14 protein-coding genes are annotated in these 20,310 nt (G+C 69.3%); 13 read left to right on the top strand and 1 reads right to left on the bottom strand.

What is annotated here, in order from left to right:
* Window positions 1-198 precede the first annotated feature (198 nt).
* The 7 genes from GGD82_RS08855 to GGD82_RS08825 all read left to right on the top strand — a co-directional run bounded on the left by GGD82_RS08855 (window position 199) and on the right by GGD82_RS08825 (window position 10,249).
* A complete protein-coding gene (locus tag GGD82_RS08855) occupies window positions 199-675 on the top strand; it encodes a tripartite tricarboxylate transporter TctB family protein (RefSeq protein ID WP_211364706.1) in 477 nt (158 codons plus the stop codon).
* Between the two features lie 13 nt (window positions 676-688).
* Entirely contained in the window at window positions 689-2,218 is a 1,530-nt protein-coding gene (locus GGD82_RS08850) for a tripartite tricarboxylate transporter permease (RefSeq protein ID WP_150061281.1), read from the top strand.
* Between the two features lie 60 nt (window positions 2,219-2,278).
* On the top strand, window positions 2,279-3,817 hold the full coding sequence (locus tag GGD82_RS08845; protein WP_150061282.1) for an acyl--CoA ligase: 1,539 nt from the start codon (window positions 2,279-2,281) through the stop codon (window positions 3,815-3,817).
* A complete protein-coding gene (locus tag GGD82_RS08840; protein WP_150061283.1) occupies window positions 3,814-4,794 on the top strand; it encodes a 2-dehydropantoate 2-reductase in 981 nt (326 codons plus the stop codon). Before GGD82_RS08845 ends, GGD82_RS08840 begins: the two co-directional genes overlap by 4 nt.
* Window positions 4,795-5,185: 391 nt before the next feature.
* Window positions 5,186-5,914, top strand: a complete 729-nt coding sequence (phbB, locus tag GGD82_RS08835; protein ID WP_150061284.1) for an acetoacetyl-CoA reductase — start codon at window positions 5,186-5,188, stop codon at window positions 5,912-5,914.
* A 601-nt stretch (window positions 5,915-6,515) separates the two neighbouring features.
* Window positions 6,516-9,011, top strand: a complete 2,496-nt coding sequence (locus tag GGD82_RS08830) for a sensor histidine kinase (RefSeq protein WP_170284170.1) — start codon at window positions 6,516-6,518, stop codon at window positions 9,009-9,011.
* 71 nt (window positions 9,012-9,082) lie between these two features.
* Window positions 9,083-10,249, top strand: coding sequence for an O-antigen ligase family protein (locus GGD82_RS08825; RefSeq protein ID WP_170284171.1), 1,167 nt, complete (start codon window positions 9,083-9,085; stop codon window positions 10,247-10,249).
* Here the strand turns inward: GGD82_RS08825 and GGD82_RS08820 are convergent.
* Window positions 10,225-11,112: an NUDIX hydrolase gene (locus GGD82_RS08820; protein ID WP_150061287.1), complete on the bottom strand. Its 888-nt coding sequence runs from the start codon at window positions 11,110-11,112 to the stop codon at window positions 10,225-10,227. The genes GGD82_RS08825 and GGD82_RS08820 overlap by 25 nt on opposite strands.
* A 288-nt stretch (window positions 11,113-11,400) precedes the next feature.
* Here GGD82_RS08820 and GGD82_RS08815 point away from each other — a divergent pair, with 288 nt between their 5' ends.
* From GGD82_RS08815 to GGD82_RS08790, 6 genes are all read left to right on the top strand, one after another.
* On the top strand, window positions 11,401-12,195 hold the full coding sequence (locus GGD82_RS08815; RefSeq protein ID WP_150061288.1) for a hypothetical protein: 795 nt from the start codon (window positions 11,401-11,403) through the stop codon (window positions 12,193-12,195).
* A 163-nt stretch (window positions 12,196-12,358) separates the two neighbouring features.
* Window positions 12,359-13,210, top strand: coding sequence for a hypothetical protein (locus GGD82_RS08810; RefSeq protein WP_150061289.1), 852 nt, complete (start codon window positions 12,359-12,361; stop codon window positions 13,208-13,210).
* 663 nt (window positions 13,211-13,873) lie between these two features.
* Entirely contained in the window at window positions 13,874-14,623 is a 750-nt protein-coding gene (locus GGD82_RS08805; protein WP_150061290.1) for a protein phosphatase CheZ, read from the top strand.
* Between the two features lie 42 nt (window positions 14,624-14,665).
* Window positions 14,666-15,955, top strand: a complete 1,290-nt coding sequence (locus tag GGD82_RS08800; protein ID WP_150061291.1) for a metallophosphoesterase family protein — start codon at window positions 14,666-14,668, stop codon at window positions 15,953-15,955.
* Window positions 15,952-19,503, top strand: a complete 3,552-nt coding sequence (locus GGD82_RS21405) for an ATP-binding protein (RefSeq protein WP_150061292.1) — start codon at window positions 15,952-15,954, stop codon at window positions 19,501-19,503. The genes GGD82_RS08800 and GGD82_RS21405 overlap by 4 nt, the downstream gene beginning before the upstream one ends.
* Before the next feature lie 87 nt (window positions 19,504-19,590).
* Entirely contained in the window at window positions 19,591-20,283 is a 693-nt protein-coding gene (locus GGD82_RS08790; RefSeq protein WP_150061293.1) for a glutathione S-transferase N-terminal domain-containing protein, read from the top strand.
* Window positions 20,284-20,310: the final 27 nt, after the last annotated feature.

The following is a 20,310-nucleotide window of genomic DNA, read 5'->3' as shown; positions in this document are numbered from 1 at the left end:
AAACGAGACAAAACCGCACCTCGACCCCATTTCAAGAAACGGTTTCCACGATGCGGCAGAACACTCCACCAACCCTTGCGGCTGACGCATGGCCGCCCTCATCTTTTTGCGGGGCTGCTAAGACTCCCCCGTCCCGGCCGGCCGCGCGCCCCCTCCCCGTCAGCCAGGAGTGTCCCCATGCATAGAGCGGAAATGATCATGGCGATCGCACTGATGGCGCTGTCGTCGGTGTTCATGATCATGGCCACCGATCTGCCCATCGGGTGGGTGCGGGGCTCCGGGCCGGGCGGCGGCGCGTTCCCGTTCTGGCTGTCGGCCATCATGTTCGTCAGCGCAGCGTTCATCCTGATCCGGGAGCTGCGCAAGCGGCTCACCCGGCAACAGGCCCTGCGCCATTTCATCGACAGCGTCGCCCTGCTCGACATCGGGCTGGTGGTCGGCGCCCTGCTGATCACCATCGGCCTGATGCACGTGGTCGGGACCTACATCGCGCTGCCGCTGTTCCTGGCGTTCTATCTGCGCGTGATGGGCCAGCACGGCTGGCTGCTGACCGCCGCCATCGCGCTGATCACGCCCGTGGTCGTGTTCCTGTTCTTCGAAGTGACGCTGCGCATCCTGCTGCCCAAGGGCATCACGGAGCCGCTGTTCTACCCGCTGTACGCCTTTTTCTTCTAGGAGTCGTCGCCCCATGGAAATGCTCGCCCATCTGGCCGACGGCTTCGCGCTCTCGCTCAGTCCGCTCAACCTGATGGTCATTACCCTCGGGGTGACCATCGGCTTGTTCGTCGGCGCCATGCCCGGCCTGGGATCGGTCAACGGCGTGGCCATCCTGCTGCCCCTGACCTTCCTGGTTCCGCCCGCCTCCGCCATCATGTTTCTGGGCGCCCTGTATTACGGCGCCATGTACGGCGGCGCGATCAGTTCCATCCTGCTCGGCATTCCCGGCGCCTCCACCGCCGTCGCCACCACCTTCGACGGCCGGCCCATGGCCCAGCAAGGCAAGGCCGGGCTGGCGCTGATCGCGGCCGCCGTGGGGTCCTTCGTGGGCGGCACCATCTCGGTGATCCTGTTCACGCTGTTCGCCCAGCCGCTGGCCGACATCGCGCTGGCGTTCGGCCCGGCCGAGGAGTTCGCGCTGGTTCTGCTGGCCTTCACGACCTTCGTGGGGCTCGGCGGGGACGATGTGGCCAAGACCATCGTCATGATCGCGTTCGGGCTGGTGCTGAGCACCGTCGGGCTGGACCTGATCTCCGGCCAGCCCCGTCTGATCTTCTTCGACCTGCCGGGGTTCTACAGCGGCATCAGCTTCCTGGTGCTGGCCATCGGCGTCTACGGCATCGGCGAGATCCTGTGGACGCTGGAGACGACGCGCGGCAGGGCCCAGGTGATGACCGCCCGCATCGGCGTGAAGGACCTGTGGACCGGCATCAAGCTCCTGCGGCACTCCCTGCGCACCATGACCGTGGGCTCGCTGCTCGGGTTCTTCGTCGGCCTGCTGCCGGCGGCCGGGGCCACGCCCGCGTCGCTGATGTCCTACGGCATGGCCAAGACCTTCTCGAAAAAGCCGGAGACGTTCGGCAAGGGCGCCATCGACGGCGTGGTGGCCCCGGAGACGGCCAACAACGCCGCCAGCACGGGCTCCCTGATGCCGATGCTGACCCTCGGCATTCCGGGTTCGCCCACCACGGCGCTGCTGCTGGGCGGCATGGTCATGTGGGGCCTGATGCCCGGGCCGATGCTGTTCATCGAAGAGCCGGACTTCGTTTGGGGCCTGATTTCCAGCCTGTACACCGCCAACGCCTTCGCCGTGATCGTCAATCTGGCCCTGATTCCGCTGTTCGTGTATGCGCTACGCATGCCGCTGTCGATCCTGGCCGCCATGGTGATCGTGCTGTGCATCGTGGGCGGCTACGCCCCCGACCAGCGCCTGCACGACGTCTGGCTGATCGCCGCTTTCGGCATCGGCGGCTATCTGCTGCGCAAGCTGCACTATCCGCTGGCGCCGCTGGTGCTGGCGCTGGTGCTTGGCCCGCTGATGGAAAAGGCGTTCCGGCAGGCCCTGATCGCGGCCCAGGGTGACGCCATGACGTTCATCGAGCGCCCGCTGTCCGCCACCTTCCTGGTCGTGGCCGGGCTGTTCCTGCTGCTGCCGCTGGCGCAGGCGATCCGGCACCGCAAAACGCCCACGGAGCCGGCTAACGGCTCGGCCGGCGCGTAACCCCGCCCGGCCCCACACCAACGAAAACCGAAGACACGCGATAACGAGGGACACCAAGACATGTCAGACACCGTGCGCGACCTGCTGCGCCCTCACGACCCAGACTCCCTGGCGATCGGCGCGCTCGACCGGCCTTGGCTCACGTTCGGGGGCCTCAACGATCTGGCCGACGCCACCATGGCCAGCCTGAACGCCATGGGGGTCGGCCGGGGCGACCGCGTCGCCATCGTGCTGCCGAACGGACCGGAGATGGCCACGGCCTTCATCACCCTGGCCGGGTGCTGCGACACGGCGCCGCTCAATCCGTCCTATAAAGAGGACGAATACGATTTCTATATGAGCGACCTGGGCGCCAAGCTGCTGGTGGTGGCCGAGGGCGACGACGGTCCCGCCGTCAGCGCCGCGCGCCGCCATGGCATCCGCATCGCGCGCCTGAGCGTGCCGGAGGGCGCGGCCGCCGGCGTGTTCACCCTGGCCGCCGAGGATGGGGCCGGCGGGACCGCCGCCAATCCGGGACCGTCCGGCCCGGACGACGGCGCGCTGGTGCTGCACACCTCCGGCACCACGTCGCGGCCGAAGATCGTGCCGCTGCTGAACCGCAACGTCGCGGCCTCCGCCCGCCACATCGGCGCGATCCTGAACCTGACCCCGGCGGACCGCTGCCTGAACATCATGCCGCTGTTCCACATTCACGGCCTGATCGCCGCCGTCACGACGTCGCTGGCGCAGGGGGCGTCGGTGTGGTGCTCGCCCGGGTTCAACGCGCTCCAGATCTTCACCTGGATGGATACCGCCGAACCCACCTGGTACACGGCCGTCCCGACCATGCATCAGGCGATCCTGAGCCGCGCGCCCCGCAATAAGGAGAGTGTCGCCCGCGCCAAGCTGCGCCTGATCCGCTCGTCGTCGTCCTCGCTGCCGCCCCAGGTCATGACCGCGCTGGAGGACACCTTCGGCTGCCCGGTGATCGAAAGCTACGGCATGACCGAGGCCACCCACCAGATGACCTCCAACCCGCTGCCGCCGGCCGAGCACAAGGCGGGCTCCGTGGGGCTGCCCGCCGGACCGGCGGTGCGCACCGCGCACGAGACGGAGAACGAACTGCTCGCCCCCGGGGCCATCGGGGAGGTGGTCATCAGCGGCCCCAACGTGACGCCCGGCTACGAATCGAACCCGGCCGCCAATGAAAAGGCGTTCTTCGAGGCCGAAGGGCAGCGCTGGTTCCGCACCGGCGACCAGGGCCAGTTCGATTCGGACGGCTATCTGCGCATCACCGGCCGCCTGAAGGAGATCATCAACCGGGGCGGCGAAAAGATCAGCCCGCTGGAGGTCGACGACGTGCTGATGGACCATCCGGCCGTGCAGCAGGTGGTCACCTTCGGCATGCCTCACCCCAAGCTGGGCGAGGAGGTCGCGGCCGCCGTCGTTCTGCGTGAGGGCCAGACCGCCGGGGAGCGGGACCTGCGCGACTTCGCCGCCGACCGGCTGGCGGACTTCAAGGTGCCGCGCAAGGTCATCATCCTCGACGAAATCCCGAAGGGCGCCACCGGCAAGCTGCAACGCATCGGGCTGGCCGAAAAGCTGGGGGTGAGCGGATGAAGATTTGCATCTACGGTGCGGGCGCCATCGGCGGCTACATGGGGGCCAAGCTGGCCAAGGCCGGGGCCGACGTCAGTCTGGTCGCGCGCGGCCCCCATCTGGCGGCGATGAACGCCAACGGCCTGACCCTGATCGAAGGCGACACGCGCGAAACGGTCCCCGTGCGAGCGTCTGAGGATCCGGCGGATCTCGGCGTGCAGGACTACGTCATCATCACGCTGAAGGCCCATTCCGTGCCGGCCGTGGTGGAGCGCATGCAGCCGCTGCTGGGGCCGGACACCACGGTGGTCATGGGCGTTAACGGGGTGCCCTGGTGGTACTTCTACAAGCTTCCCGGGCCGTGGGAGGACCACCGCCTGCCCAGCGTCGACCCGGGCGACATGCAGTGGACCGGCATCGGACCGGCTCGGGTGCTGGGCTGCGTGGTCTACCCCGCCGCCGAGGTCGCCGAGCCGGGCGTCATTCAGCACATCGAGGGCAACCGGTTCAGCCTCGGTGAACCCGACGGCAGCAAGTCGGAGCGGGCGAACCGGCTCTCCAAGGCGCTGGGCGCCGTGGGGCTGAAGGCGCCGGTGCGCCCGGCCATCCGCAACGAGATGTGGGTGAAGCTGTGGGGCAACCTGTCGTTCAACCCCATCAGCGCGCTGACCGGGGCCACCCTGGATGTCCTGTGCACCGACCCCGGCACCCGGGCCGTCGCCCGGGGCATGATGGTGGAGGCCCAGGCCATCGCCGAGACGCTGGGCGTGAAGTTCCCCATCGACGTCGACCGCCGCATCGAGGGCGGCGCGGAAGTGGGGGCGCACAAGACCTCCATGCTCCAGGACCTGGAACGCGGGCGTCCCATGGAAATCGACGCGCTGGTCGCCTCGGTGCAGGAGATGGGGCAGCTTGTGGAGGTCCCGACCCCCACCATCGACACGGTGCTGTCGTTGATCCGACTGCGCGCTCGCGTTGCCGGATGCTATGATGGATAGTAATCCAGTATTCTATCCATGACTATATCGGCCGATCACGGCCCGCATGAGTGGACGCGCCCCTTTCTCGGACCCACGTTCCCCGCTAAACTGAACGTGGCATAAGGTTCGACAGGGCAGGTTGCAGGCAGGCCCGAGCGGTCGGACGACGGACCAAGGAGGACCGATCCGGGACTGAGCCAAGGGTGGACACCGTGTCCGGTGATGGTGCCGCTCCGAACGTAAATGTTGCAGCGCAACGCCTCGATCGGGTAAAGGTCGTAAACTCGGTCGCACGTTCGAGCCTTATCGTGCGGAACGCCATCGGCGCTCGGCCTCGCGCAACGAGGCCGGACCCAGCCGGGGGCCAATCAACGAACATCACCATCACAACACTGAGCGGGGAACATCCATGTCCGAAGGTCGCGTTGCACTCGTCACCGGTGGCACCCGTGGGATCGGGGCCCAGATCAGCATTGAACTCAAGGACGCGGGGTACCGGGTCGCCGCCAACTACGGCGGAAACGATGCCGCCGCCGAGAAATTCAAGGCGGAGACCGGAATCTCAGTCTACAAGTTCGACGTCTCGGACCATGAGGCGGTGAAGGCCGCCATCGATCAGATCACGGCCGACCTGGGGCCGATCGAGATCCTGGTGAACAACGCGGGCATCACCCGGGACAGCACCCTCCACCGCATGACCTTTGACCAGTGGAACGCGGTCATTCAGACCAACCTGTCCTCCGCGTTCAACACCACGCGCTGCGTGATCGAAGGCATGCGGGAGCGAAACTTCGGCCGGATCATCAATATCACCTCAATGAACGGCCAATGCGGCCAGATCGGTCAGGCGAACTACGCCGCCGCCAAGTCCGGCATGAAGGGCTTCACCAAGTCCGTCGCGCTGGAAGGCGCCAGCAAGAACATCACCGTCAACAACATCGCCCCGGGCTACACGGACACCGAAATGGTCCGCGCCGTGCCGGCCAACGTGCTGGAGAAGATCGTCGCCGGCATTCCGGTGAAGCGGCTGGGCTCGGTCCACGACATCGCCCGTGCGGTGACCTTCCTGGCGGCCGACGAAGCCGGCTTCATCACCGGCTCCACGCTGTCGATCAACGGCGGTCAGCATATGTACTAAACGGGGATGCGGGCCCGCGCCCGGTCCGGGACGCCCAGCCCGGCCGGTCGCAGATCCCCTGCCCTGCGGTTTTGGAAGAGCGGTCGCGCCTGGCGCGGCCGCTTTTTTCGTTTGCGAACCTGCGGGCTGACCCGGAAGAATGCGGCGAACCGAAGGCGACACGCGAACCCGACGCGCGGACGTGCTACGCTGACCTAGTGAATCCCACAAGGGCGCGTCAGCGCCCTCTTTATGCGTGCAAACTCCTTATATGCGCTCGTTTTGCGTCCCATTGTCCGATCTCTGGTCCCTGAGGCGCGCGGTTTGCCGCGCGCACCCCCCTGAGACAGGAGTACCCACTCTGGTCCTGATGGCACCGCGAGAACACGTGGAAGGGAGTGGAGGGCGTCGTACGGAACGTCCGGACACCTCTCCGCCCGGCCGAGCCCCGGAGTGTGGCGCACCTCGGCCTGCGACGCGGATGTGGGCGTCCCGCGCTCGGACCCTGCTGGCAGTCCTCGCCCGGGCGGTCATGGTCGCCCTCGCGGTCCCCACGATAGGGCGGGCGCAGACGGTGCCCGCCGCACCGACGCCATCCGAGACGCTCCCATCCGCGACGATCATGCCTCCGCTGGCCGATCTCGTGGCCCACCCGCTGTTTGCGGCCGTGGTCGAGCTTATTATCCTGGGGACCATATTTGCGGCCCTGACGTGGTGGCAAGGGCGCCGCCGCCGCGCGGCGGAGCAGGAGGCCGAATCCCTGGCCGAGCAGGTGACCGCCCTCCGCGAAACCCTCGGGGCCGGACGCGATGGCTATTTCCTGTGGCTGCACCGACCGGCCGAAGCCCTATGCTCGCGGCGCCTGTCCGTGCTGCTGAACTTGCCGAACGGCACCGCCTCGACACTTGCGAACGTCGTGGCCGACGTGAACGAGGACAGCCGGCCGGGCCTGGAGCGCGCCATCGACCGGCTGCGCGACACGGGCGCGCCGTTCACGCTGGAGGCGCCCCATGGCCCGGCCCGACGACGCCTGGAGTTCAAGGGCCTAAGGGTCCAAAGCTGCGACGATGATCGGGCCCTTGCCGACGTGCTGTGGGTGCGCGACGTGACCGATGACGGCCGCGCGGTGGACCGCCTCAGCGAGGAGACCGCGCGCCTCAATCAGGCCCACGCGCATCTCCGCGCCACGCTCGACGCCCTGCCCGTGCCGCTTTGGGTGCGCGATGGCGACCTCAGCCTGACGCTCTGCAACGACACCTACGCTCGGGTTGTGGAAGCCCCAGACGTCGTCACGGCGGTAACCGAGAACTGCGACCTGTCCTCCGGCGAGACCGGGCGGGAGTTGCGCGCCCTCGCCGCGCGCAGCCGGGCCGCCGGAACCGCACTGTCCGACCGGTTCCATCTGGTGATCGGCGGCGCCCGCCGGCTCATGGAAGTCGTCGAAACGCCGTTCACCGATGAGTCCGATCCCGGACTCGGCCGCTTCACGGTGGGTCTGGCCCAGGATCTGTCCGCCGTCGAGGACCTGGAGGCCCGCCTCGCCCGCGAACAGGCCAGTCGCTCTGTCGTGCTGGAGCGCCTGTCCACGGCCATCGCAATCTTCGGGACGGCCACCCAACTGACCTATCACAACCCAGCCTTTGCCGCCCTGTGGCAACTCGATCCGGATTGGCTGCGGGATGCCCAGCCGGCGTATGGGGATCTGCTCGACCTGCTGCGTGACCGGCGGGCGCTGCCCGAGGTCCCCGACTATCCGGCGTTCCGCACGGCGGAGGTTCAGCGGCTTTCGAGCCTGATCGAGCCCATCGAGGATCTGGTACACGTGCCGGACGGCACGACCCTGCGCCGTGTGGTGGCTCCGCAGCCGGTGGGTGGGTTCCTGGTCACCTACGAGGATGTGACCGACGCCCTGTCGCTGGAGCGGTCCTTCAATACGCTGTCGGCCGTGCAGCGCGAGACCCTCGACCATCTGCACGAAGCGGTCGGCGTGTTCGGCGCCAACGGCCGGCTCAAGCTGGCCAACCCGGCGTTCGAGCGCCTCTGGGGCCCGGCGGTCACGGCCGGGCCGGAGACGCCGCCGCAGTTGTCCGCCTTCCTGGACCTGCTGCGCGACCACTTCGCCGACGAGAACAGTTGGCGCCATCACCGCTTTGCCGTCCTCAGTCCGCCGTCCATGCGCACACCGCACCGGGGCCGGGTCACGGTCGTCGACGGCACGGTGTTGGATTACGCCTGCGTGCCGCTGCCGGATGGCGGGGTGCTGCTCAGCTACAACGACGTATCGGACACGGCCCGCATTGAGCAGGCGCTCCGCGAGCGCGCGCAGTCCCTGAGCGCGGCCAGTATGCTGCGCGCCGATTTCATCGCCAGTCTGTCCTATGAACTGCGCACACCGCTGACCACCATCTCGGGCTTCTCGGAGCTGCTGTGCGGGGAGTACCACGGCAGCCTGAACATTCAGCAGATCGACTACGCCCAGTCCATCGCCGAGACCGCCCGCGAACTGGTCTCCGTCCTGGACGACATCGCCGATCTGGTCACCATAGAGGCTGGGCGCGCGGCCCTGGAAGTGGATACCTTCGACCTCGTCGCGACGCTGTCGGCGGTGCGCGACATGAGCCGGACCATCACCCAGCGCCGGGCGGTGGCCGTGGAGCTGGACTGCCCCACCGACCTCGGCTGGATGGTCGGCGACCAAACCCGGATCAAGCAGATCCTGTTCCACCTGATCGCCAGCGCGGTGAAGGACAGCCCCGCCGGCAGCCGGGTCGTGTTGTCCGCCAGCCGCGAGATCGACGAACACGATGCCGAGTGGATCGTGCTCCAAGTCACTGATCAAGCCGGGGAGACCGCCGGCCGCCGGCTCTCGTCCGGGGCCGGGCTGCTTCAGGGCAGCAGTCTGACCATGCTGCTCGCCCGCCGTTTCTCGGAAATGCACGGCGGCAGTATCGATGTCACCCCGCGTCCGGCACAAGGCACCACCGTAACGTGCCGCGTGCCGTCCGGGCGCAGCGACGGCGATGCGCTGATGATGCGCCAGGATGGCACGGGGCGTATCCGCCTGCGCGCGCTGGACACGGTGGGCACCGCGTCAGCGCGGAGCGGGCCCGCCGAATGACCTCACGGCCCCCGGCTCACGGAGCCCGTTCCACCCCCCGCCCCGTCTTTGCACCCAACACTAGGATTGGCATGATCCGCACCGTTCCCTCACCGACCCGCCTCCTCCTTTTCGGATTGGCGCTGATCCCCCTTTTGGCCGTGTTCGTGGCCGGCGCGTTCGCCTCCGCCGCCATCGCGGTCATTCTGCTGGGTGGGCTCTGGACCGCACTCCGGACCCAGGCGTGGATCGCGTTGGGCGGACTGGCCGTCCTGCTCGCCGTCACCGCCGGGATGGCGCTGACGGTCGGGGGCAAACCGACGGAGGGGGTTCTGTTCGCAACCACCGCCATCGCGGCCCTGGCGTGGCGACGGCTTCCCGGGCGGCTGCCGCCCGAGACCCTGCGACACGCCGGTCAGGCCTTCGCCGCCGCCGCGGTCCTGCTGCCGGTGCTGTTGCTGGCCCGCGCCCAGATCTTCCATGCGGACATCATTCCCCCGCTGTCGAACACGCCGGACCTGCTGGCGAAACCGATGTTCATCGCGATGGCGCTGCTGCCCGGTGCCCTTCTTGTGCTCTGGCGCCTTCAGCACCGGACGCTGGCCGTGCTGTTCGTGATCTTCATGGCCATCATGGCGGTCGGCAGCCAGTCGTCCACGGCGACGTTGGGCTTCGCGCTGGGCATCGCCGCCCTGATCGCAGGCCGCATCCGGCCGGTGTTCGGCGTTGGAATCGCCGCCGCCATTGTGCTGATGCCGCTGGTCCTCTCGGTCGGCATCCAAGCCGCCGGGGTGTCCGACTGGTCGGAGATCGGCCTGCGACCGAGCTGGACCTACCGCCTGGAGCTGTGGCAGCGCGCCTTGATCCTGTTCGAGCAGGCCCCGCTCACCGGCCATGGCTTCGACAGCTACGCCACCGCGCAGACCACCGTGGACATGGGATCCCTTGAGTTCGAGGTCGTGGGACCGAACCACACGCACTCGGCCGCAATGCAGCTGCTGGCCGAGGGCGGCCTACCGGCGCTGGTCGCCTTCGGCCTCCTGTTCGCCCTGGCCGCCCGGCCTCCAGGCCAAGACGCATCCGATCGATGGCGCATCGCCGCGCGCCTGGGCACACTGGCGGCGGGCCTGACCCCGGCCGCCCTCGGCGTCAACCTGTGGTCCGACGTCACCACCATGCTGGTGGTCTATCCGCTGTTGGCGCTGACGCTGTTCGCGCCGCGGGCCGGACCGCCTCAGGCCCGTTCCGGCGATGGGTGAAAGCAGACGGGAACCCGCCGCAGGCCCGTGGCGATCCGCGCATACTCGGGCGTGTCGTCGGGCGTCAGGACTCCATGCCGCACGGCGAAGTCCAAAATGACGTGCGGTACGTTGAACTTGAAGGCGTCGGGCTCCCGCAGCGTCTCCAGCACCCGCTCAATAGGCCAGAGCATGAAGGCCTGGATCTCGCCGTCCTGGTTGTCCGGCACGATCGACTCCGGCAATTCCAGGTCGAACACGAACAGCGTATCCGGCTTCAGCCCCAGGGCCGTCTCGACGCAATAGGAGACGAGGCCGGCCGGGCGCGCGCCGCCGGCCACGTCGGGCGTCAGCCCGGCCTCCTCGGCGCATTCCTTCAGCACGTTCTCCATCAGGCCGAGGCCCACCGCCTGACCGCCGGCCACCATGTTGTCGAGTCGTCCCGGCGCCACCGTCCGATCATCCGCACGCCGGGCGATCCACATATGCAGACCGTCGGGCCGGCGCACAAAGCCATTGATATGGACTCCGAACGCCCGCACTCCCAAGGCCGCCACGTGGGCCCGGTCGAGCGCAAACAGAACCGGCTCGCCCCACCGTTCAACCACTGGATACAACTCCCCCCGCCGGGGCGGGATCAGCCCCTCGTCGATCAAGGGTGACAGGGCGGCGGCCACCGCCGCCGTCCGGGCGTCCGGTGACGCCGCAGCGCCGCCGATCGCAACCCCGAACGGCCCGACTTCAAACACGCCACCGGGGATCAGGGCCAGCCGTTCGGCCACGCCGTGCCGCATCCATCCAATCTCGCGGCCGGCCACGAACACCGGCCGGAAACCGCTCATGTCGTGCGTGTTCAAAGCGTCGATATGATCCATATACAGCATTGCACATCGGGTCCGTGGCTGGGGAAACGCGGCGGCCGCCGCCATGGGGACCGCCCGTCCACCATGACCCGCCCGACCGGCCCCGTCCACCCGGCACCCGACCACCCGGCACCCGACCATAGCGGAAGGATTCAGAAGGACCGTCGGGGTGTACCCATCCGGTGGCTCATCCGGGGGTATTGTCACGCCCCGCGAAGTGCGAAAGGATCGGCGGAACGGGGGCGCTGCATCCAGCCCGTGTCCGCCAGGGACGCGGCGCTTGTGTGTGCCTCACCGGAAGCCCTGCCCGTGCACAGACCGTCTCGCGATACCCTGATCTCGTACATCATCGGTGCCGCCCTGATAGTCCCGATGATCCTGCCCGTCCTGGACAACATCGAGGAAGGCCGGCGCCTCTTGGAAGTGGGCGCGCTGTCTGCCCGGGACCGCCTGCGTCCGAACGGCCTCGGTCCCGTATCGGGTTTGATGCTGTATGTTTTCGCAACCCCGATCGCCATCACCCTGTCCCGCACCCTGCGCACCAAGCTGGTGATGATCGCCGGGCTGGTCGTGCTGTCGCTGGCGGTCTCCTCCATAACGACGACCATTGAACAGGGCGATGTGGTCCTGGGCCTCAGCGCCGCTTGGCTAACCCTGGCGACGGTCGCCGCCATCGCCCTGCTGGCTTGGCGGCACCACGCCCATGGCGAGGCGGCCATGCGCAAGCGCGCCGAGGATCTCGTCGCCATCGTCCGCGATGAGGTCGATCAGTCCCGCGTATCCAGCGCCGACCAGGTCGCGGCCCAGGTCGCAGCGACGCAGGACGACGACTTCCGCGATGTGGATCTCGCGGAAAAGATGGCGCTGGCGGCGATCTGGCAAAGCGCGGTGGACGGCGGGTTCAAGACCTTCGATCGCCGGGTCCTGAGGGCGCTGGCAAGCGTGCGCAGCGATATGAGCGGCAACGCTTCGGTGGACCCCCATGGCCTCGGCCTCGCCGTACTCGACCGTATCGTGGACCGCGCCCGCCGGCATCTGCGCCAGGACCGCCCGCGCCACGGCAACACCGCCGGGTACGGAACGCCTCAGGCCGGCGGACGTTGACGCCAAGGTAGTCGGCGGCGCTCACCGCGCAGGACGACAATCGTCGGTGCGCGTGCTATGTCTCGAATACGGAATTCGAGCACCGCGGTTCCCCATCAGTGTCCCGCTGCCCCACCGAGGCGCCGCACGGCGTCGGTCGACCTCAGACGTGAGCGGATGCGCCATGAGACGCCAAGAGCCCCCGCCCCCCGTGATCCGCCGTCTGCCCAGCGTGGCCACGCTGATCGTCGCCGGCGTCATCTCGTTTGCCTGGACCGGGCTGGTCTGGGACTATGGGCGGCAGGAGGTCGGCTGGGACGCAATGCGGACGGCGTCCCCGACCGACATCGCCACCTTCCTGGCCGCCGCCACCGCGCCCCTGGCCGCGATCTGGCTCGTAGCGGCCTTCATCCTGACGGCCCTGGCCCTGTTCCAGACCCAGGCCGACGTGCGCGCAACCCAGCGGCAGGCCGCGCGCACCACCGAGGAGATCGAAGCCCTGGTGCGCACCAGCATCGAAATGCAGGAGCAGGCCCGCCGACAGTCGTTCCTGAATGGCGTGGACCTAGCGCTGAAGGACTTGAACAGCCAGGCCGGCATGGTCACCGGCCGGCTTGGTGTTCTGAGCGCCGAGGAGACCGAATACCTGTGGGCGCTCAACGCCGCCGGGGACCCCTGGGCGTTCTGCCACGCCTTGCTGGAACGCTCCGAGAGGCAGGCGGAGTTCGTGGATCTGGTGGCGCAGCGCGTCGCCAGCGACGAGATTGCCTCGGCCGGCTTGCAGCGGTTCCTGCGCCGCTACGAGCGCCTTCTGACCCTGGCGAAGGAGTATGACGCCGACAAGCTGGTGCGCGAGGTGCTGGAAGACGGCCCCCTCGATCGCCTGTACACGCTGTTCGAACGGGTTTCGGCCCACGTGCCGGCGCAGGTCTCCCCGCTCGTGATGCCGGAGAGGGAGACTCCGAACGGCGCGCCCGCCGAGCCGTGGGGGCACGATCACGTTCCGGTTTACGGTCGGCAGGACGGCGCGGCATGACGGACCCCACCCGCCACCGATCGCGGCGGGCCCCGCCCAAGCGGCCCCTGGAACGCTGGCTTGATCGTCTGCGCGCCCTGTTCGGCGCGGCACCCAAACAGCCCACGCAACGACGCCGTCCGGCCAAAGCCGCCAAACGGCCGTCCCGGCCCGGGACATCCGCACCGTCACACCCGCCGCGCCGGCAAGACACGCCGGCCCGCAAGGCCTTGATTGCCGAGGCGATGCGAGTGCATCGCGCCAAGCGGGGGATTCTGGACACGCTGGGCGACGAGGACCGCATCCTACTGGAGGTGCTGGCGCACCACCTTCTGGTCGTCGAGCCTGAGATGCGCGCGCGAAAAGACTCTTCTGGCGTGCCCCACGCACCCGACCGCGCCCAGGGCGACGGCGCCCCCACCGAACCGGATCCGGCCGCGTCCCCGGCGTCGCCACCACACCCCGCTGCCGCACAATCGTCCGCCGCACAATCGTCTATTGACGATACCCCGGGCCGACCACAAGCTACGTCCCTACGGGGGAACCGGCGTTGAGCACGCCATTCCCGGTTCTTCTGGCCCACGTTTTCAGCCAGATGGGCGGGATCTGACGCGTGAAGGGGGACATGCTCTTCGCGTCGGTCCACGTCTGTGGGCGCCTTCACACCAGGAACAACGGTTCGTTATGAGCGACTCGGACGATGTCCGCATTCTCCGATTGGAGTTGCGGGAGCTGTTTGATCGGATCCAGACCATCCGCCAGGAAATCGCGTCGATCCGCCGGCCGGGCGAGCAGCGGGACCGCTTCGCGACCATGTCGGATGAGTTGGACGCCATCGTGGACGCCACGGAAACGGCGACCAACACCATCATGGAAAACGCCGAGGCCATCGATGATCGGGTGCGGACCGCCCGGACTTCGGTCGAGGATCCGGCGCTGACCGAAGCACTGGATGCGATCCCCAATCACATCGGCAGCATCTTCGAGGCCTGCAGCTTCCAGGACATCACCGGGCAGCGCATCACCAAGGTCGTCAAGACGCTGCAATACATTGAACAGCGCGTGAACGCCCTGATCCACATCTGGGGCGAGTCCGAGCTGTCCGACGTCAAAACGCACGCCGACGACGAGGATCGGCCCGACGGCGACGAAAGCCACCTGCTGAACGGTCCGCAGTTGGCCGGCCATGGGGTCTCGCAGTCCGATGTCGACGCCATTCTGGGCCACGCCCTGCCCGAGGGCGGCGAGGTCCCGGACCTCGACGCATCCCAGGTGCCGCCGGACACGGACGACACCACACCGCCCTCGGCCGCTTCACCCTCGGCCAAAGCGACACCGAAGCCACGGACGGGCGTCGCGACGCCGTCGCCGCACAAAGACAAGGGCGGACCGTCCGGCATGGATCAGAGCGATATCGACAACCTGTTTGACTGACGGCCCGCGCCGCGACCGCGCGGCGTCCGGAGCCCTGACCGCATGCCGTTCCGTTTCGTCCACACCGCCGACATCCACCTGGACTCACCGCTGCGCTCGCTGGCGCTGCGGGACCCGGCGCTGGCCGATCTGATCGGCGGCGCCACGCGCGCAGCGTTTGTGGCCACCGTCGAAGTGTGCCTGTCGGAGCGGGTCGACGCCCTGATGATCGCGGGCGACCTGTACGACGGCAGCCAGACCTCCATGAAGACCGCCGCGTTCCTGGCGGCGGAACTGCACCGGCTGCACACGGCCGGCATCCAGACCTTCATCGTGCGCGGCAACCACGACGCGGAGTCCAAGATCACGCGGGAACTGGTGCTGCCGGAGAGCGTGCGGGTGTTCACCGGGCGCGCCGAGTGCCATGTGCTGCCGGGCGCGGCGGACGGTCGCGACGTCGCGGTGCACGGCATCAGCTTCGCCCAGCCGCACGCGCCGGAGAGCCTGCTGCCCAAGTTCAAGGCGGCGGCCCCGGACGCCCTCAACATCGGCCTGCTGCACACCAGTCTCGGCGGCGCCCCCGGCCACGATACCTACGCGCCCTGCTCCGTCACCGATCTGATGGCGACCGGATTCGACTACTGGGGACTCGGTCACATCCACGCCCGGACGGTCCACCGCGCCGCCGGCCCGGCCATCGTCATGCCGGGCCAGCCCCAAGGCCGCGACATCAACGAAGCCGGGGCGAAGTCCGTCACCCTGGTCTCGATCGACGGCGGCGGCAGCATCGCGCTGGATGAGCGCATCACCGCCCGGGCGCAGTTCGCGCGCGTGCCGGTCGCGGTCGACGGCGTAGAGGACTGGCGCGCCCTGCTGGACCGCATCGAGACCGCGCTGTCCCAGGCCCGCGTGGCCGCGCCCTGCGAGCATCTGGTTGCGCGCCTGCACCTCACGGGGGAGACGCCCCTGGCATGGCGCATCCGCGTGGACGGCGATCTCCTGCAAGTGGAGGCCCGCCTGCGCGCGGACCGGATCGGGGCGACGTGGATCGAGGCCATAGAGACCGACGTTCGGCCGCCGCGCACCACCATGCCCGCGACCGGCGCGGCCAACCCGGCGCAGGAGTTGCGCGCGCTGGTGGCGGAGGACGTGGTCCCCTCCGCCTCCTTCCAGACGCTGGCGCGGGAGATCGCCGAAGAGGTCCGCGATCAGCTCCCCCGCGACGCGCGCGCCCTGTTCGGCACGGACGAAGCGGCCTTCGCGGCCGTCCTGGCGGATCTGATCGACGGCGGCGCGGAGGAGGTCCTGGCCCATCTGCACGGGTCCGAGTCCCAACCGGAGCGCGACGCATGAGGCTGCGCCGGCTCCACCTGACCCGCTACGGCAAGTTCACCGACCGCACGCTGGACTTCGGCCCGCGCCCCGACGGCCCGGACCTGCACATCCTGTACGGCCCCAACGAGGCCGGAAAGTCCACCGCCCTGTCGGCGTTCCTGGACCTGCTGTACGGCATCCACGGCCAGACGCCTTATAATTTTCTTCATGATTACAAGGCGATGCAGATCGGCGCGACGCTGGAGGCGGACGGCGCATGCTCGGACTGGATCCGGGTAAAGGCCAACAAGGCCAGCCTGCGCGACGGCCGCAACCAGCCGGTCGCCGACGCCGCGCTGTCCACCCTGCTCAGCGGCCTCGACCGCGACGCCTACCGCAGCATGTTCTCGCTCGACGACGACACGCTGGAACAAGGCGGCGAGACCATCCTGAACAGCGAGGGCGACCTGGGCCAGTTGCTGTTCGCCGCCAGCGCGGGCCTGTCGGACCTGACGCAACGGCTGGACGGCCTGACCGCCGACGCCGAGCGGATCCACAAGGCGCGCAGCCGGTCCTCCGAACTCGCGGAGTTGAAACGCGAGGTCGAGGCCCTGGATCAGGAGCGGCGGGACATCGACGTTCAGGCCTCCGAATACGCCCGGCGAGTCAAAGCCCGCGATCAGGCCGGCGCCGCCTACGATGCGGCGGCGGAGACCGTGGCTGCTGCCCGCGCCCGCGCCGACACCGTCGCCCGGACCCAACAGGCGCTGGAGCACGCCGCCACCCGGACGCGGCTGCAGGCGGAGATCGCCACGTTCGGGGATCTGCCCGATCCGCCGCCGTCCTGGCACGACGCCATCGGCCCGCTGATGGAGCGTCAGGCCCGCCTCAGCACGACCCGCGACGACCTCGACCGGCGGATCACGACGCTGGAGGAGGAGTTGGTGGAGATCACGGTCGATGAGGCCGTGCTCGCGGTCGCGGACCGCCTGGACCGTCTGCATGGGCTGGAGGGTCGGTATACCACGGCCGCCGACGACCTGCCCCGCCGCCGGTTGGAGCGGCGCGACCTCGACAGCCAGATCGCCAGCGTGCTGCACCGGCTGGGTCATGCGGCAGACACGGATCCGCGTGCGCTGGTGGTGCCGGCCGCCACGGTCGGTACCCTCCGCGCGCTGATCGCCCGCCATTCCGGCATCGCGGGGACGCTTGAGTCCGCCCGCGTGGAGCACGAGAAGGCCACCGGCCGGCTCGGCGACGCCCAGGCCGACCTGAACCTTCTCCGGACTCATAACGCGACGGACGCGGACCCGAACACACCGGCCTGGGGCGCCCTGAAGGCCGCCACCGTGGCCGTGCGTGCCGACGACGCAACGCCCCGGCTGCATGCGGCGGAGCCGGAGCGGGCGCGGCAGGCTCAGGCGCTCACCGACGCCCTGGCCGCGCTGGCGCCCTGGACGGGCGACGCCGAGGCCCTCGCCCGCCAGCCGGTGCCGCCGGCCGAACAGATCGACACATGGCGCGCCGCTTTGACGGAGGCCGACGCGGCCCTGAAAGACCACGCCCGCACCCTCGCCCAGCTGGAGGACGACCGCGCCCGCTTGGTCCGAGAGATGGAGGCGGTCCGCACCGCGACCGGCGTGGTGGACGACCAGACGGCGGCCGAGCGCCGCGCCGCGCGCGACGCCGCCTGGACCGCGCACCGGGCCGCGCTGACCCCCGCGACCGCCGATGCGTTCGAGGCCGCGTTGCGCGCCGACGACGCCGCCGGGGCGTCGCGGTTGCTTCAGGCGACGGACGTGGCGCGATTGCGCGAGTCCGCCATCACCCTGGAGACGACCGAGGTCACGTTGGTCCAGGCCCGCAACCGCCGCGACCAGGATCAGGCGGCCCACGATACGCCCACGAAAGAGATCAAGGCCGCGCAAACCGCCCTGGGCCTGCCCCCGGACGGGGCGCTGCCGACCCTTCAGGCGTGGTTGGCCCGGCGCGACAGCGCGCTTCAGGTCCGCGCGGCGCTGGCCGAAACCGACGCGCGCCTCGACGCCCTGAGAGACGCCGCCACCCGCGCCCACGACCGGCTCACCGACGCCCTGACCGCCGTGGGTGTCGTCCTCCCGGCGGAGGCGTCGCTGGCGGCCCTGCTCGACACGGCCGAGGGCGCGCTGGCCCGGCACACCGAGCGCACCACCCGGCTGGACGCCGCGCAAAAGGCCCTGCGCGCAGCGGAACAGGACGTGGCGGAGCGGACCCGGGCGCTCAACCGGGCGCGCGCCATGGAAACGGAGTGGCGCACCGCCTGGACCGAGGCCCTGACCGGCGGAGGGCTGAAGGCGGATCCCACGCGGACCACACCGGACGCCCCCCCGGACGCCCCCCCGGACGCCCCCCCGGACGCCCCCCCGGACGCCTTGGGGCCGGTTCTGGACGATCGGGGCGCCCTGGCGACCCTGCTGGAGACGCGCGACGCGCTCGACGGACGCATCCAGGCCATGGAGCAGGATCAGGCCGCCTACACCGAGGCGCTGACGGCGATTCTCGCCGACCTGGGCCACACCACGGCACCGGAGCGCCCTCTGGAAACCGCCGATGGGCTGCGCCACAGGCTGGCGGCGGCGCGGCGGGCGGTCGAGAGGCGGGCCGACCGGACCGGGAGCCTGGAGACGGCCCAAGCCGACCGCGCCGCGCTCGACGGCCCGCTGGCGGAGGTGACCCGCCAAACCGACGCCATGACCGGCCTGTTCGATGTGGAGACTTTGACCGACGTCGCCACCGCCTTGCGTCATGTCGCCCAGCGCGACAGCGTGCGCGCCCGCCTGCGTGACACCGAAGACGCCCTGCACACGGCGTTGCGCGTCACCGACCCGGCGGAGGCAGACGCTCACCTGGCCGATGTAGACCCGCAGGCCCTGGCGACCGAGGCCGCCGATCTCGACGGCCGCCTGACCGACCTGGAAACCCGCCGGCTGGAGCTGTTCGCCGCGCGCACCCGGGCGGAGGACGATCTGGCCGCCGTGCAAGGCGACGACGCCGTGGCCCGGCTGGAGGAGCGGCGCCGCACGGTGCTGCTGACGATCGAGGACAAGGCCCGGCAGCACCTTCGCCTACGCCTGGGCATCGCGGCGGCGAAACGGGCGCTGTCGCTGTACCGGGAGCGGCACCGCTCCGCGATGCTGGCTCGCGCGGCGGAGGCGTTCACCACCATCAGCCGGGGCGCCTACACCAGCCTCACCGCACAACCGCGCGGCAGCGACGAGGAACTGATCGCGCTGGACGCCGGTGGCGGCTCCAAGCCCGTGTCCGGGCTGTCGAAGGGCACGCGGTTCCAGCTCTATCTCGCCCTGCGCGTCGCCGGTTACCACGAGTTCGCGGCACAGGCGGCGCCGGTGCCGTTCATCGCCGACGACATCATGGAAACGTTCGACGACTTCCGCGCCGAAGAAGCCTTTCGCCTGTTCGCCGGCATGGCGGAGGTCGGACAGGTGGTCTACCTCACCCATCATCGCCATCTCTGTCGGATCGCGCAGGCCGTCTGCCCGTCCGCGCAGATCCACAACCTGGACGCGGCGGCACGGTCGGAGACCTGACGTCCCTTGCCGGGCTTCGGGCGTGCCCCATATCGCAGGGAACGGGACCGATCGGTCCGAAATATCCGCCCCCGACGGAGGCCTCTTATGATCGACCTGTACTTCTGGCCCACGCCCAACGGGCTGAAGATCTCCATTCTGCTGGAGGAACTCGGCGTGCCTTACACGGTGCACCCGATCAACATCACCAAGGGAGACCAGTTCTCGCCGGAGTTCCTGGCGATCTCCCCCAACAACCGCATGCCGGCCATCGTGGACCATGAACCAGACGACGGCGGCGACCCGATCAGCGTGTTCGAATCCGGCGCCATCCTGACCTATCTGGCGGACAAGCACGGCCAGTTCGGCGGCAACACCCCGCGCGAGAAGATCGCGGTCAGCGAATGGCTGTTCTGGCAGATGGGCGGCCTGGGGCCGATGGCCGGGCAGGCGCATCACTTCCGGCAGTACGCGCCGGAAACGATCCCCTATGCCGTGGACCGCTACACCAAGGAAGTCGGCCGGCTGTACGGCGTGATGAACACGCGGCTCGGCACGGTGCCGTTCCTGGCGGGCGAGTCCTACTCGATCGCCGATATGGCAGCGTGGCCCTGGGTGGTGTCCTACGAGAAGCAGGGCCAGGACCAGGAGGCCTTTCCGAACCTGAAGCGCTGGTTCGACACTATCGCCGCCCGCCCCACGGTCGAGAAGGGCCGCCGGATCGGCGAGGCGTGGCGCGCGGAGCACAGCAACACCAGCGACGAGGCCCGCAAAATCCTGTTCGGCCAGACGGCGCGGTAAAACCAACGGCCGGCGACCCGCGCGGTC

The organism is Roseospira marina (genome assembly GCF_014197855.1).
GTDB classification, from domain to species: Bacteria; Pseudomonadota; Alphaproteobacteria; order Rhodospirillales; family Rhodospirillaceae; genus Rhodospira; species Rhodospira marina.
The sequence above is the reverse complement of the archived record's forward strand: the minus strand, read 5'-3'. Positions and strand labels throughout refer to the sequence as shown.